Annotated in this window: 13 protein-coding genes; 4 read left to right on the top strand and 9 right to left on the bottom strand. The window is 71.7% G+C overall.

All coding sequences use genetic code 11. The features are described from left to right. The 7 genes from OQ02_RS31680 to OQ02_RS31710 all read right to left on the bottom strand — a co-directional run. Positions 1 to 867, bottom strand: an 867-nt coding sequence (locus OQ02_RS31680) for an endo-1,4-beta-xylanase (protein ID WP_033442381.1), incomplete at its 3' end; no start/stop codon positions are given. A 150-nt stretch (positions 868 to 1017) separates the two neighbouring features. Next, entirely contained in the window at positions 1018 to 2247 is a 1230-nt protein-coding gene (locus OQ02_RS31685) for a PP2C family protein-serine/threonine phosphatase (protein WP_051773041.1), read from the bottom strand. Between the two features lie 135 nt (positions 2248 to 2382). Next, positions 2383 to 2958: a hypothetical protein gene (locus tag OQ02_RS31690; protein ID WP_033442324.1), complete on the bottom strand. Its 576-nt coding sequence runs from the start codon at positions 2956 to 2958 to the stop codon at positions 2383 to 2385. A 61-nt stretch (positions 2959 to 3019) separates the two neighbouring features. Then, positions 3020 to 4117: a Gfo/Idh/MocA family protein gene (locus tag OQ02_RS31695; protein ID WP_033442325.1), complete on the bottom strand. Its 1098-nt coding sequence runs from the start codon at positions 4115 to 4117 to the stop codon at positions 3020 to 3022. After that, on the bottom strand, positions 4114 to 4857 hold the full coding sequence (locus tag OQ02_RS31700) for a cupin domain-containing protein (RefSeq protein ID WP_033442326.1): 744 nt from the start codon (positions 4855 to 4857) through the stop codon (positions 4114 to 4116). Before OQ02_RS31700 ends, OQ02_RS31695 begins: the two co-directional genes overlap by 4 nt. After that, a complete protein-coding gene (locus OQ02_RS31705; RefSeq protein ID WP_033442327.1) occupies positions 4854 to 5780 on the bottom strand; it encodes a PmoA family protein in 927 nt (308 codons plus the stop codon). The genes OQ02_RS31700 and OQ02_RS31705 overlap by 4 nt, the downstream gene beginning before the upstream one ends. Then, positions 5777 to 6880, bottom strand: a complete 1104-nt coding sequence (locus OQ02_RS31710; RefSeq protein WP_051773052.1) for a Gfo/Idh/MocA family protein — start codon at positions 6878 to 6880, stop codon at positions 5777 to 5779. Before OQ02_RS31710 ends, OQ02_RS31705 begins: the two co-directional genes overlap by 4 nt. A 167-nt stretch (positions 6881 to 7047) precedes the next feature. Here OQ02_RS31710 and OQ02_RS31715 point away from each other — a divergent pair, with 167 nt between their 5' ends. Further along, positions 7048 to 8214: a glycerate kinase gene (locus tag OQ02_RS31715; protein WP_033442328.1), complete on the top strand. Its 1167-nt coding sequence runs from the start codon at positions 7048 to 7050 to the stop codon at positions 8212 to 8214. A 20-nt stretch (positions 8215 to 8234) separates the two neighbouring features. Here the strand turns inward: OQ02_RS31715 and OQ02_RS31720 are convergent, their stop codons facing one another. Next, positions 8235 to 9248 (bottom strand): hydroxyacid dehydrogenase, encoded by a 1014-nt coding sequence (locus OQ02_RS31720; protein ID WP_033442329.1) that lies wholly within the window; start codon positions 9246 to 9248, stop codon positions 8235 to 8237. Positions 9249 to 9492: 244 nt separating this feature from the next. On the opposite strand from OQ02_RS31720, the gene OQ02_RS31725 reads away from it, so the two are divergent. The 3 genes from OQ02_RS31725 to OQ02_RS31735 are packed head-to-tail and all read left to right on the top strand — an operon-like array spanning position 9493 to position 13052. Continuing rightward, positions 9493 to 10482: an ABC transporter permease gene (locus OQ02_RS31725; RefSeq protein WP_081916082.1), complete on the top strand. Its 990-nt coding sequence runs from the start codon at positions 9493 to 9495 to the stop codon at positions 10480 to 10482. Continuing rightward, on the top strand, positions 10479 to 11369 hold the full coding sequence (locus OQ02_RS31730) for a carbohydrate ABC transporter permease (RefSeq protein ID WP_033442330.1): 891 nt from the start codon (positions 10479 to 10481) through the stop codon (positions 11367 to 11369). Before OQ02_RS31725 ends, OQ02_RS31730 begins: the two co-directional genes overlap by 4 nt. Positions 11370 to 11408: 39 nt before the next feature. Next, complete coding sequence (locus tag OQ02_RS31735; RefSeq protein WP_033442331.1) at positions 11409 to 13052, top strand: extracellular solute-binding protein; 1644 nt, start codon at positions 11409 to 11411, stop codon at positions 13050 to 13052. A gap of 265 nt (positions 13053 to 13317) precedes the next feature. Here the strand turns inward: OQ02_RS31735 and OQ02_RS31740 are convergent, their stop codons facing one another. After that, a complete protein-coding gene (locus OQ02_RS31740) occupies positions 13318 to 15192 on the bottom strand; it encodes a DUF2264 domain-containing protein (protein WP_051773042.1) in 1875 nt (624 codons plus the stop codon). Positions 15193 to 15208: the final 16 nt, after the last annotated feature.

A 15208-nucleotide genomic window follows, 5' to 3' on the forward strand; every position in this document is an offset into this window, starting at 1 on the left:
ACCCGAACCCTCGATGTCCAACTCGGTGATCTGCACGTCCACACCGAGGTTCGCGAAGTTCTGCAACGTGGTCTGGTAGTTGGACGGCACCGGGCTCTGACTGGTGAAGTGCGACTGGAACCCGACGCAGTCGATCGGCACACCACGGGACTTGAAGTCCTGCACCATCCGGTAGACCGCCTGCGTCTTCGCGTGCGTCCAGTCGTCGATGTTGTAGTCGTTGTAGCAGAGCTTCGCACCCGGGTCCGCCGACCGCGCCGCCCGGAACACCGCCTCGATCCAGTCGTCCCCCGTCCGCTGCAGGTTCGAGTCACGACGCGCACCCGACGAACCGTCCTGGAACGCCTCGTTCACCACGTCCCACGAATGGATCTTGCCGCGGTAGTACGTCGCGACCTGCGTCACGTGGTTCACCATCGCGTTGCGCAACGCCGTGCCCGACAGGCTCTGCAACCAGCTCGGCTGCGCCGAGTGCCACACCAGCGTGTGCCCGCGGATCTGCATCCCCTGCGCCCGCGCGTGGTCCACGATCCGGTCCGCGACCGTGAAGGTGAACCGGCCCTGCGCCGGCTCCGTCGCGTCGAGCTTCATCTCGTTCTCGGGAGTGACCATGGTGAACTCGCGGTTCAGGATCCCGGCGTACGTCGGATCACTCAGCTTGGTGGCCGCGACCGCCGTGCCGAAGTAGCGACCGGTCCGCTTCGCCGCCTCGCCGAGGGTGCTGCCGGTGCCGGGCTGCTGCGACACCTCCGCCGCCACCGCGGAGTCGGAAATCCCTATCGCGGTCAGCGTTCCGGCGAACGTCAGCGCCGCTATCGCCGACATGACGACCGCCGGACGGATTCTCGGACGGCCAGAACCGATCATCACCAGAGCTCTCCTTCGACACGGGGAGGGTGGAGACGGCGACGGCGACCGCGATCCCGTGATCAGGAACCGGCCTCGCCTGAAGTTTCGATCAAATCAACGAAAGGTGTCAACCGCAGCGGTGTCGACGGCAGCGGCAGGCGTCCGGAACTACTGGGTCGGCTGCCCGTGGTCGGAGCCGTGCAGGATCGTCAGCAGGGCGATGTCGTCGGTGGCGGGCCGGTCGCCGACGAGGGCGTTCATGATCCGGACGCAGGCCACTTCCGGCGGCGCCGGGGACACCGACTGCCGGAGCAGCTCCAGCCGGTCGTCCAGGTCCAGTCCGCGCCGCTCCACCAGCCCGTCGGTGTACAGGGCGACCAGCGCGCCGACCGGCAGGTCGACTCCGACGCCGCGCCGGCCGGTGATGCCGAGGTTGTAGCCGACGGGCGGGTCGACCGGTGCGTCGACGAAGACGGCGGGCTGCCCCGGCACGGCGAGGACGGGCGGGAGGTGGCCCGCCATGGCGAGATCCATCCGGGACGTCGCCGTGTCGATCACCGCGTAGGCGACCGTGGCCATCGTGTAGTCCTCGAAGTGGCTGGCCTTCCGGTCGAGCTTGCCCAGCACCTCCGCGGGGTCGGCGAACTCCAGCGCGTAGGCGCGCAACGCGCTGCGGAGCCGGCCCATGACGATCGCGGCGGCCAGTCCGTGGCCGACGACGTCGCCGATCACCAGGCCGATGCGCCCGCCGGGGAGCGCGAACACGTCGTACCAGTCGCCGCCGACGCCGCTGTCCGCGCCCGGGACGTAGCGGGCGGCCAGCTGCCACCCGTCGGTGGCGGGCAGGCGCTCGGGCAGGAGGCTGTCCTGGAGCAGGGTGGTCGCGGCCCGTTCCGCACGCGACCGGTGCATGTGCGCCGCCATCGCCAGCCTGTCCGCGACCAGCTGCAGCAGCTCGATCTCCTCGTCGGTGAACCGCCGGGGCGTGGTGCTGCCCACGTGCAGCACTCCGGTGAGGTGTCCCTGGGCGACCATCGGCACGCCGAGCAAGGCCCTCAGACCCCGCTCGCGCAGCAGCGGGTTCACCACCGTGAACTCGTCGACGCGGTCGATCCACACCGGTTCCCGGCGCTGGGCGACCTGCCCGGCGAAGCCCGTGCCCACCGGTACCCGGACGCCTTGGACGACCTCGGCCTCCAGGCCGGCGGTCGCCTTCGCGACGAGTTGCCTGCCGCCGGCGTCGGCCAGCAGGACGGTGACGGTGTCGACCGCGAACAGCTCGCGCACCTGCCACAGCAACACGTCGAAGAGCTTTTCGAGGTCGAGGTACCTGAGCGTGCTGTCGGTGACCGTCTCCAACACGCGCAGCCGCATCTCCGAGCTCCGCGCCTCGCTCATCCGCCTTCGACCCCGTCCAGGTCCGTTTCGTGACACACCGGGCACCTGCACGACCGTGACGGACGCCAGGAGCCAGGTGCCGAGCAAGCCATCATACCCGGCACGGTGGTGAGTCGAACGGATCAGCTGGGCCCGCTACGGGCGGAAGATGGTCAGCGTCGTGGGGCCGGTGAGGCTGGAGATGCCCTCGCCGGCGCACTTCAGGGCGTCCGGTGTGACGAGTGTCGCCACCTGCTCCGCGCTCGCGGGGGCGAACGCGCCGTCGGTGACCAGCCCGGTGTTGGTGATCACGGATTCGCCGCCGACGACGGTGACCGTCCAGTTGTACTCGAACGTCGTCGGTGCGGCCGACGGGTTGCTCCACGTGTACGTGCGCGACGCCGCTCCCGAGCTGAGGAGCGTCGCGCACGACACCGTGTCGATGAACGTCTGGGAGTACGACGCACCGGGCGCCCCGAGGTTCGTGCAGGCGGGGAAGAAGCCGGTGAGGTGGCCGTTCACGGCCGTCGGCGTGTTGGTGATCGGCGGGTCGTAGGTGACCGCCCACGTGCCGGCGCAGACCTGGTCGACGGTGGCGGCCTGGGCGACGCCCGTCGGGGCGAGCACACCGCAGGCGGCGATCAGCACCACCGCGAGACGAAGGCCGAACCTCTGCGACATGGCGACCAGCCCTTCCTCGACGGTGTCCTGCTGCCACGTAGTGAGTAGCACCCGCCGCCCCGCACCGGCTACCGCTGTTCAGGGCGGCGTCCGACCTCCGGTCGACGGGTCGTCACCGGACTCGCGTCGCGGTGTCGAGCCAGGGGACCCCGCTGCCGGCCATGCTGCCGTAGAACGGGTGGCCCTCGGTGATCTCGCCCCGCCCGATCGTCTTCCCGGTGAACGCGGAGGCGTAGACGGCCGCCACGAACTCGACGGTCACCCGTGTGTCGGCGGTGGAGACGGGTGGCCTGCGGCCGGCGTCCAACGCGTCGAGGATGGCGTTCACCTGGGCGGTGTGGCTGCTCGGGGTGTCCGCGGGCTCGCTCGTCCACGCCGGCAGGACGTCCGGCGCGCCGGGTGCGGCGGTGAGGCGCCAATCCGCGTCCGAGTAGCCGTAGAGGTGTTCCAGTTCGACGGTCGCGTGCTCGAAGTCGAAGCGCAGCCGGCTGGTCTGGCGCGGCGAGACCACCGAGTTGACCACGGTGGCGATCGCGCCCGACTCGAACCGGACCAGCGCGGCGGACACGTCCTCGGTGTCGGTCGGCCTGGCCTGGCGGGCGGCGACGGCGGTGACGCTGGTCCACTGGCCCAGGATCGACAGCAGCAGGTCGAACTGGTGGATGCCGTGGCCCATCGTCGGCCCGCCGCCCTCCAGGTCCCAGCGGCCCCGCCACGGCACCGCGAAGTAGTCGTCGTCGCGGAACCACAGGGTGTCCGCCGATGCCAGCAGCGGTCGACCCAGCACGCCCTCGGCCACCAGTCGCCGCAACCGGACCGCCCCTGAGCCGAACCGGTGCTGGAACACGGTGGCCACGGGCACGCCGGCCTCGGTCTCGGCGGCGCGCAGCCGGTCGAACTCGGCCAGCGACAGCACCGGCGGCTTCTCGACCACGGGCGACGCGCCGGCCGCCAGGCACTCCAGCGCGAGCGCCAGGTGGGAACCGGGCGGCGTGCAGAGGTGGACCAGGTCGGGTCGCTGCGCGTCGAGCAGTTCGGCCAGGCTCCCGTAGGTCGGCACGTCCCACTGCGCGCCGAAGGCCGTCGCCCGCTCGGCCTGGACGTCGACCGCGCCGACGAGCCGGGCGCGGCCGGCCGACCGGACGACCGCCTCGGCGTGCGCGGCGGCGATCGCGCCCGTGCCGACGATCGCGCAGGTGTAAGTGGTCACGAAGTGTGCTCCTTCTCGACTACCGGCTGGTCCACGGCGTAGGGGCGAAGGCGTCCGCACATGCCGAACGCCCGTTCCCCCGGGTGTTCGGGAGCCTGGAACACGGCTGCCCGTTCGAGGTGCCCGGCCACGCCCACGGTCAGGTCGCTGGTCACGGCCAGGCCGGTCTCGGCCCGGCTGAGGGGGCCGTCGCGCACGATCGCGGGCCAGCGCCCGGCACGCCCTCGGACCAAGGCCGCCGCAGCGGCGTGGAACTCGCGCAACGGCGCCAGGTCCCCGTGGCGGGTCGCGTCGCGGATGCGGGTGAAGCCCTCCACCGCGAGGTCGCGCCGCTCGCGGGCGTCGGCGGCGCGTTCGGCCTCCGTCGCCCGCACCGGCAAGGTCGCTGCGGCGCGGTAGCGGTCCGGGTCGGCGATTACGTCGGGTGGGAACGTCATGACGGCGTCGCCGGCTTCGGGCAGGCCGGCGTTGTCCATCAGGACGACCACCCGCAGGTCGCCGTGGTTGACGGCGCGGTGGAGGGTGCCGGGCGTGAACCAGACGACCGTCCCGTGGCCCAGTGCGATCTCGCGGCACCCGTCGACGGTCACCGTGTGCAGTTCACCCCTCCCCCCGACGACCACGTAGCACTCGGTCGAGGCCAGGTGCACGTGCGGGCTGCCGCCGGCGACACCGTCCGGCGCGGCGTCGTCGTAGACGTCCAGGAACGACAACGAGGTCCCGCCCGGGAAGGTGCTCACGTCGGCTTCCTCGCGTCCTCGCGGCGCAGCACCCGGCACACGGAGTCGGCCAGGGCCGCCGCGTCCGCCGCGCCACCGTCGGCCACACCCGTGCCGTAGCGGAAGCGCACGGTGTCGCCGTCGGCCACGACCAGCTCTTCGCTGAAGAACGGCGCCGGGTTCAGGCAGGCGAACTCCTCGGTCCGGGTGAACCAGCGCGGCGGGTGGTGCGGGTTGGCCGAGTGGTCGACCACGAGGACCAGGGACTCCGCGTCGTCGCCGTCGTGACGGCCCGCGAAGGCCATCCACTCGGCACGCCGGCCGCGCAGCTCGTCACCGCCGACGCCGTCGGGCGTGACGACGCCGCCGCCGGTGAACGAGCGCGGGCCGCGCCAGAACAACCCGCCGTAACCGGCGTTCTCCCGGCCGCGCGTGGTCGGCGAGCCGAAGGCGATTCCTTGGCCGGAGATGTTGGTCATGGCGGTGTCGAAGGTGAGCGCCCACGCCGCGTCGGACAGGAGGGCGGCGGTGATCGTGCGGCGCTCGGTGATGACGGTGTGCCCGGATTGGGTGATCCAGTCCAGCTCGTGGGTGAACCGGGCGGTCTCCCCCTCGACGCCGACGTCGACCACGCGGCGGTGCTGTTGCGTGCCGTTGTTGTCCAGCTGCACGTAGAACTGCCCGTGGACGTAGGTGGGTCCGCCCCAGAAGTTCTCGTCGCCGACGTGCGGCAGCGACCAGGCGATGCCCTTGTGCCACACGTGGTCGTGCGGGCGGAACAGGCTCACCAGGCGCCCGGACCGGGTGTGGATCGGGTGGAGGAACGGCTTGGGCGACTCCAGGCGCGGGGTGTCGGGCACGTACACGTAGCGGACGAGGTCGACCTCGCCGTCCCCGATGGTCAGCGAGGACCCGACGTCGTGCCGGAGCGCGAGGGCGCTCACAGCGACAGCTCCGGGACCTCGACCCAGCGGCGTCGAGCGGACGACTCCAGGCCGAGTCGGGCCAGGTTGATGCCGCGTGCGCCGGACATCAGGTCGTGCGCGTGCGGGCGGCCGGCCAGCACGTCGCGCAGGTACTCCTCCCACTGGACCTTGAAGCCGTTGTCGAAGTCGGCGTTGTCCGGGATCTCCGACCACCCGGCGCGGAAGTCCTCCGGCACGGCCAGGTCGGGGTTCCACACGGGCTTCGGGGTGTTCGCCCGGTGCTGGGCGACGCAGCGGCGCAGGCCGGCGACGGCGCTGCCCTCCGTGCCGTCGACCTGGAACTCGACCAGCTCGTCCCGGTGGACGCGCACGCACCAGGAGGAGTTGACCTGCGCGATGATCCCGCCGTCGAGCTCGAACGTGGCGTAGGTGGCGTCGTCAGCGGTGGCGTCGTAGGGCTCGCCGGTCTCGTCCCAGCGGCGGGGCACGTGGGTGACCGCCTTGGCGGACACGCCGCGGACCTTGCCGAACAGGTTCTCCAGCACGTAGTTCCAGTGGCAGAGCATGTCCACGGCGATGCCGCCGCCGTCCTCCTCGCGGTAGTTCCAGCTGGGCCGCTGCGCGGGCTGGAGGTCGCCCTCGAACACCCAGTAGCCGAACTCGCCGCGCACGGACAGCACCCGGCCGAAGAACCCGCTCTCGACCAGGCGGCGCAGCTTCAGCAGGCCGGGCAGGTAGAGCTTGTCGTGCACCACGCCCGCGACGATGCCGGCTTCCCGCGCCCGGCGGGCCAGCGCGAGCGCGCCCTCGACGGTGGTGGCGGTCGGCTTCTCGGTGTAGACGTGCTTGCCCGCGTCGATCGCGGCGGTCAGCGCCTCTTCACGGGTTGCGGTGATCTGGGCGTCGAAGTAGACCGACACCTCGTCGTCGGCGAGCACCGCGTCCAGGTCCGTGCTCCAGCGCTTGACGTCGTGGCGCTCGGCGATGTCGCGCAGCTTGGCCTCGTTCCGGCCGACCAGGACCGGTTCCACCTGGACGCGCCGGCCGTCCGGCAGCGCGAGCCCGCCCTCGTCCCGGATGGCGAGGACGGACCGGACCAGGTGCTGGCGGTAGCCCATCCGGCCGGTCACACCGTTGAGCGCGATGACGATCTTGTCCACCCGGGACCCCTTCAACTGGAAAGCGCTTTCCAAGCAGTATTGGCCGCGGTCGACACCTCGTCAAGGGCACACGTCGCCGCCGGGTGCCGTTGACAAGAGGCAACGGAAAGCGCTTTCCTCATCCGGTGACGAACCACGTGGTCGTAGCGCTGGACTCGTTCAAGGGCTCGCTGTCCGCCCGACGGGCCACGGCCGCCGTCGCGCGCGGCCTGCGTCGTCACTCGACCGCGCCGGTGGTGCACGAGCACCCCGTGGCCGACGGCGGCGACGGCACGCTCGACGCCCTGGCCGGCGCGGGCTTCACGTCCGTGCCCGTCAGCTCGACCGATCCGCTGGGCCGGCCGGTCCAGGCGGCCTACGCGTCCCGCGACGGCGTGGCGGTGGTCGAGCTGGCCGCCGCTTCCGGGCTCGACCTGGTCGCGGACGTGCCGTCGACACCTCGGCGGGCGGCTGAGTCGTCCACGTACGGCACCGGTCGGCTGATCGCGGCGGCGCTGGACGCGGGCCACCGCACCGTCGTGGTGGGGCTCGGCGGCAGTGCCACGTCCGACGGCGGCTCCGGCCTGCTCGCGGCCCTCGGCGCACGCCTGTTCGACGCCGGGGGGACCGAGCTGGACGCCACGACGTCACCGCTGGCCGCCGTCCGCGCGGTCGACGTGACCGGGCTGCACGCGGGGTTGACCGGGCCGGACCGGGTGGAACTGGTGGTGGCCTGCGACGTGGACAACCCGCTGCTGGGCGCGCACGGCGCGGCGGCGGTCTACGGGCCGCAGAAGGGCGCCGACACGGCCGCGGTCGCCGAACTGGACGCCGCCCTCGCCCGCTGGGCCGACCTGCTGCACGCGGCGACCGGGGTGGACGCGGCGCCGCTGCCCGGCGCGGGCGCCGCGGGCGGGAGCGGGTTCGCCCTGTTCACGCTGGGCGCGAGCGCACGTCGGGGTATCGACCTGGTGTTGGAGCTGACCGGCCTGGAGCAGCGGTTGACGGGTGCACGGCTGGTCGTCACCGGTGAGGGCCGCCTGGACCACCAGACGCTGCGCGGCAAGGCTCCCGCCGGTGTGGCCGCGGCGGCACGGCGGGCCGGTGCCACCGTCGTCGCCGCGGCCGGGAGCTGCGCGCTCGACCGCGCAGAGCTGGCCGCCGCCGGGTTCGCGCGCGCGTTCACCCTGACCGACCTGGAACCCGACACCACCCGCTGCCACGAGCAGGCCGAGCCGCTGCTCGAACGCCTGGGCGAGGACATCGCCGCCGCCCTGCTCGCCGACACCCCGCACGCCGCCGCCCCGCGATGACCACCCGGCGGGTCGAGGCGTCAGGCGATGTACGGCAGCTGCTCGGGCTCCACCCGCCCGAGCAGTGGCACGCCCTTCAGGTACCGACCCACCTCCGCGACGGCGAACTCGCCCAGCGTGCGCACCTCGCGCCCCTGCGCGCCGGCCAGGTGCGGGGTGACCAGGACGTTGGGCAGGGTCAGCAGCGGGTGCCCCGGCGGCAGCGGCTCCGGGTCGGTGACGTCGAGGATGGCGGAGATCCGGCCGTCGACGCAGGACCTCGTCAGCGCCTCGGTGTCGATCAGCGATCCGCGGGCGGTGTTGAGGACGACCGCGCCGTCGGGCAGGAGTCCGAGCCGACGGGCGTCGAGCATGTGGTGGGTCTCGGGCAGGGCCGGCGCGTGCACGCTGACGAGGTCGCTCCGCCGGCACAGGTCGTCCAGACCCACCCGCTCGACGCCGAGACCCGCCGCGTCGGCCGCGGTCACGTGCGGGTCGTAGAGCAGGACTTCGACGTCGAACGCCCGGAGGCGGCGCAGCACCAGCCGACCGATCCGGGAGGCGCCGACGACCCCGACGGTGCAGTCGTGCAACCCGGTGCCGTCACCGGCGAGCCAGTCGCGCGGCGCGTCCTCACCGGCGGTCGCGTAACGCCTGGCCCGGCTGAACGCCCGCTTGGCGCCCAGGACCAGCATGGCCATGGTGTAGTCGGCCACCGGGACCGCGTTGACCTCGGCCGCGGAGGACACCACCAGACCGCGTTCGAACACGACCGGGTCGAGGCGGGCCTTGACGGTGCCGGCGGCGTGGACGACGACCCGCAACCTCGGCGCGGCGGCCACCACGTCGGCGTCGATGCGGGGGCAGCCCCACCCGGTGAGCAGGATGTCCGCTTCCGCCAACGCCGCCGCGGCTGCCCGACCCTCGAACGACGTGAACGTCGTCCCCGGGTCGACGTCCACCAGCTGCCGCAGCCGGGTGACGAGGTCGGGTGGGAAGACGTCGCGGTGCGCCCAGGGGGCGAGGGCGAAGACCGCGACAGGTCGCCGTGGCACGGAGTGGGCTCCTATCGGTGGATCAGCGGGCGCCGACCTATGTAAACGTTTCCATACCGACCTCACTCTACGCACATCCGAGCTCGGCCCACAACGCTCCCCGCTAGGCCACCTCACCATGCCTACGTGCGCCTAAGAGCGCAAACCGGCCGCCAGCCGCCTGTTGACGGGCCAATGTAACCGTTTTATCTTGGTGAACATTCTGTTTCGGCTCTGCACCGCGAGAGAGGCCTCTGACGTGAGCATGACGCGGGTCCGCGGCGGCGCTGGTGGCACCAGCCCTCCGGTCGAGACGGCACCACCCGGGCCCAAGGACGACAGCTCGCGCTCAGGTCACCTGCGTCGCATCCGGGCGGACCGGGTGCTGCTGGTCGTCGCGGCGCCGGGCCTGGTCTACTTCCTGGTCTTCCACTACGGCGCCCTGTTCGGGAACGTGCTGGCCTTCCAGGACTTCGTCCCGTTCCTCGGCGTCTCCGGCAGCGAGTGGGTCGGCCTGGCGCACTTCGAGCGCATGTTCGGCGACCCGGAGTTCTGGAACGCGGTGCGGAACACGCTGGTCATCGCCGCCCTCCAGCTGGTGTTCTTCTTCCCCGCGCCGCTGGCCCTCGCGCTGCTGCTGAACAGCGTCGTGGGCGACACCGTGCGGCGGTTCGTGCAGAGCGTGGTCTACCTGCCGCACTTCCTGTCGTGGGTGATCGTGGTGGCGCTGTTCCAGCAGGTGCTGGGCGGCGCGGGCGCGCTGAACGGGTGGCTGTCGGACCTCGGCCTGGGCACGGTCTCGATCATCGGCAACCCCGACGCGTACGGGCCGCTGGTGATCGCGCAGCTCATCTGGAAGGAGTGCGGCTGGGCCACCATCATCTTCCTCGCCGCACTGTCCCAAGTGGATGAACAGCAGTACGAGGCGGCGGCGCTGGACGGCGCGGGCTACTGGCGGCGGCTGTGGCACGTGACGCTGCCCGCGATCAGGCCGGTCATCGCGCTGCTGCTGGTGCTGCGGCTGGGCGAGTTCCTGTCCATCGGGTTCGAGCAGTTCTTCCTCCAGCGGCAGTCGGTCGGCCCGGAGACCGGCGAGGTGCTGGAGACGTTCGTGTACTTCACCGGCTTCGCGAGCGGCGACTTCGGCTACGCCGCGGCCGTCGGGCTGTTCAAGGGCGTGATCGGCGTGGCGCTCGTCTACGCCGCCAACAAGGTGGCGCACCGGCTGGGCGAGCAGGGGGTTTACCACTCATGAGCAGGACTGGCGCCGCTCCGGCGTGGATGGGTCGGCCCACGGTCGCGGTGCGCGTCGCCAAGGCCGTGGCGTTGACCGTGGTGGTGCTGCTGGTGATCTTCCCGCTGTGGACGGTCCTGGCGACGAGCCTGGCCGACCCGCAGACCGTCATCGAGAACGGCGGCTGGGTGGTGTGGCCCGGCGAGTTCTCCTTCGGCGCGTACACCGAGATCCTCCAGGGCGGGATCATCACCCGCGCGATGCTCGTCAGCGCCGGCATCACCCTGGTCGGCACGGCGCTGAGCCTGGCGTGCACCGTCGGCCTGGCCTACACGCTGAGCCGGCCGAAGGTCTACGGCGGCAAACCCCTGCTGCTGCTGGTGCTGTTCACGTTCCTGTTCCCGCCGGGGATGGTGCCGCTGTTCCTGGTGGTACGGAGCGCCGGGCTGTTCGACCAGTACGCCGCGCTGGTCCTGCCGTTCCTGGTCAACGTGTTCAACCTGGTCGTGATGCGCGGCTTCTTCCAGTCGATCCCGCCGGAGCTGATCGACGCGGCCCGGATCGACGGCGCGGGCGAGCTCGCGATCCTGCGCCGGATCGTGCTGCCGCTGTCGAAGGCCGTCATCGCGGTGATCGGCCTGTTCTACGCGGTCGCGTACTGGAACCGCTTCTTCGAGGCGATCATCTACTTCAACGACCAGACCAGGTGGCCGATCGGCACGGTGCTGCGGCAGTACGTCACGGGTGGCGCGTCGCTCGCCGAGACCTCCGGCGAACTGGCCACCACGTCACCGCAGTCCGTCCAGATGGCCGTGGTCGTGCTGGCGACGCTGCCCATCGTGTGCGTCTACCCGTTCTTGCAGCGCTACTTCGTCAAGGGCGTCGTCACCGGTGCCCTGAAGGCCTGAAACCCGTCCCCACCGCCAACCACTGGACAGGAATCCCCCATGGATCACCGCATCGACCGCCGTTCCCTGCTGCGGCTGGCGGGACTCGGCGCGCTCGGCTTGGCCGCACCGTCCTTCCTCACGGGGTGCGGAACCGGTGGCTCGTCCGGCGACGTCTCCAACGCGGGCAAGGACCTCACCCCCTGGCCGTCGTACGTGCCGTTCCCCGGCCCCGCACCGGACGCGCCCGGTGACGCATCGGGCGTGCAGCCGCTCTACCTGAAGTACCCCGAGAAGCTCGTGCGGTCGGTGGGCAACCCGGTGGGCGACGGTTCCGACGTCACGGTGATGGTCGTGTCGTTCGGCGCGCCGCCGAAGCCGGTCGGCGAGAACTCGTACTGGCAGGCGGTCAACGCGGCGCTCGGCGTCAACCTGAAGATCACCGTCGTGCCGGACCCCGAGTACAAGCAGAAGATGACCACGCTGATGGCGTCTGGTGACGACCTGCCGGACGTGATCATGTTCTCGAACCTGGCGCTGGCGCACTCGGCCGAGTTCATCCGGAGCCGGGGCGCCGACCTGTCCGAGTTCGTCGGCGGTGACGCGGTCAAGGAGTTCCCGAACCTGGCCAACATCCCCACCTACGCGTGGCAGGGCATGGGCCGGATCGGCGGCCGGATTTACGGCATCCCGCTGGAACGCCCGATGCCGGGCAACAGCCTGTTCGTCAACCGGTCCGCCATGGACGCGGCGGGCATCCCCGCGGACTGGACGACCGAGCAGTACCTGGAGGGCATGAAGCAGCTGACCGGCGACCACAAGTGGGGCGTCGGCTGGTTCAAGACGCTGTTCGGCGGGCTGGGCGCGATCACCTACCACGCCGGTTCGGTCGGCGCGCCCAACACGTGGTCGACGGACGGCGGCGCGTTCAGCCACACCATCGCGACGCCGCAGTTCGAGCAGGCCTTGGAGATCATGCGCAAGCTGGTCGAGACCGGCGCGCACTACCCCGACAGCCTCACCGTCAGCTCCACCGACATGCAGAGCCACTTCCACAACGGCACGGTCGCCACGATCCACGACGGTTTCGGGTCGGTGGCGCTGTCCACCCTGAACAAGATCAACGGCCGGTTCGCCCTCGACCTCGGCCGGCCGTACGGGGCGCAGGCCACGCCCTGGCAGGGCCCCGGTGTCTTCGGCTACGTCGCGTTCAAGAAGGCCGAGCCCGCCCGGATCAAGCTGCTGCTGCGCATCGTCGACCACCTCAGCGCGCCGTTCGGCACCGAGGAGTACGAGCTGGCCAACTTCGGGGTGGAGGGCAAGCACTTCACCAAGGACGCCGACGGCATCAAGACCACCGCGCTGTACGACCAGGAGAACAACTCGCTGCTGCCGACGAAGTACATCGGCACCGCGCCGGCCGTCCTCTACCTGCCCGGTCACGGCGACGTGGCGAAGGCCGTGCACGACTGGCAGAAGGCGTCGCTGCCCAAGAGCGTGCGGAACCCGGCCACCGGCCTCCGGTCGAGCACCGAGGCGAGCAAGGGCGCGCAGCTCGGCCAGATCATCGGGGACGGCATCACGGCGATCACGTTCGGCCGCAAGCCGCCGTCGGCGTGGCCGGAGGTCGTCGCCCAGTGGCGGCAGGCCGGGGGCGACCAGGTCGCCGCCGAGCTGGCCGAGGAACACGCGGCGAACCAGTGATGTCGCGGCGGCGCCGGCGTGACATCCCGGGGTGGTTTCCCGGGGTGACTTCCGGCGCCGCCCTCCGCCCTAATGCGGACACGAGCGATCCGCACGCTCTCCGGTGACAGCCTGCGGGCTGAATTCGCGCGCACCGGCCCGCATTCGAGTAGCGGATCACCGCCGGCGGGCGTCCAATAACCGTTGACCGGGTCGTGCCGCGTCCGACCCGGTCAGCGGGTCCCCCCGGTCTGCCGCCCCCGACCGGCAGACCGGGGGGACACCCTCAGCCGGCGGGCGCGCGTTCACACGCCGGGGTGTCGCCCAAGCGGATCACGGTGGTCTCCGCGTCGGGGAAGGACAGGGCGACCTCGTCCTCATCGACCCGCACGGCGACCATCGGCGGCTCTTGGACCGCGAGTTGCACGAGGCTGACGTAGACCGCGGTGCCGCCGGGATGCGCGTCGGCGATCACGTACGGCGTGGCCGAGCACCGACCGTAGGCGTTGGTTCCCGTTCCTGTCACCACGCCCGCGCCCGTGTAGCCGTGCAGGGCGCGCACCGCGCTGAGCAGGCCGTCCGGACGTCGTGCCAGCGCAACGTCGTCCCCCACCCGGGGTTCGGGCGGTGCCGGCGCGGCGAGGGCGTGGCCGCCGTCCCGGACCTGGCAGCCGGCCGGCGCGGTGACCTGGTGGATCCTGATCTCCGCCGCGCCGCGGACCACCGAGGCCGTCACGACGCGGACGGGACCGTCCTGGTACGCCGAAGCGGCGAAGCCCTGCGACACGGTCAAGGGCTCGATGCGCCGACGTGCGGAAGCGGTGCCGTCGGGAGCGATGACGGCGAGGTGGTTGTCCACACCGGACGCCGGCCCGCCCGCCTCCGGTCCGGTGTGGCTGGTGTAGGCGAACTTGAGGTAGTGCGGGTCGGGCACGCCGTCCGCCGGCTGCACGCGGTCGCGGTCGCTGCCGTGGTTGAGCAAGCGGACGACGCCGTCCGAACGGGTGGTGTGCAGCAGCCAGCCGGGTGCCGGTAGCGGCACCACCTGGTCCGCCACGTCGACCGGCGCCGCCTCCTCCGGGTCCGTCCAGACCGGGTGGTCGGGCGGCAGCAGCAGGCCGAGGAACGCTTTGCTCGCCCAGTAGGGCGACGCGGGACCGGAGTACTCCTGCACGACAGGCAGGAATTCGTCGTACCAGCCGAGGGTGAGCAGCCCGCGGTCGTCCGGTGCGCCCCGGTCCACGAAGTGCCGCAGGACGCCGCCGGCGATGCGGCGGGTGCGGCCCGGCGGCAGGGGTGACGCGCCGGTCAGCGCGCCGAGCCAGAACGGCGCCACCGCGGCGAACCGGTACGTCAGGGAACGTCCCTGGTGCACCGGCCCGCCGTCGGCCGCGAAGAAGTGCTGGTACTGCTCCAGGAACCGGCTCAGCCGCGACGCGTAGAGCTCCTGCCGCACCGTGTCGCCCGCCATCCGCGCCCACAGCGACGGGTACTGGTGCATCGCCCAGCCGCAGTAGTAGTCGAAGTTCTTGCCCTTGCCGTCGGAGTACCAGCCGTCGCCGACGTACCACTCCTCGATCCGTTCCAGCCCACCGGTGATCTCGTCCGGCTCGTGCGGCCCGCCGACCGAGGCCAGGAACTGCTCCACGACCACTCGGAAGAGCACCCAGTTGTTGTCCGGAGTGCGTTTCCCGACGGCACCGGCCAGCCACGCCACGACCCGCTCCTGCTCGGCCGGCGTCAACCGGTCGAACAGCCACGGGCGGGTCTCGTGCAGCGCCAACGCCACCGACGCCGCCTCGGCCAACTGCTGGGACATGTCGGCGATGGCGGGCCAGGCGAACGGGTGCGCCGGATCGGTACCGGCCACCAGTCCCCGCGCGTAGCGCTCCAGGAGCGCGGGCGGCACGTCGCCGCCCGCGCCCGCGATCCGGAACGCGGCGAGCAGGAACGTCCGCGCGAAGCCCTCCAGCCCGTCGCTCGCCGGCCCGGACCAGCTCGCCCGACCGGGCAGCCGGAACTGGGCGAAGTCGTCCGTCGCGTACGGCACCACGGACGTCAGCAGGTGATCCGCGAGGGCCTCCCACTGCGCCCGGGTCCAGCCGGTGCGCGGTGACCGTCGTCGGTCTGGCGTCGGGAGGCCGAACGCGGAACGAGCCACGATGAGGTTCCCACTT

It is taken from the genome of Saccharothrix sp. NRRL B-16314, assembly GCF_000716595.1.
Taxonomy (GTDB): domain Bacteria; phylum Actinomycetota; class Actinomycetes; order Mycobacteriales; family Pseudonocardiaceae; genus Actinosynnema.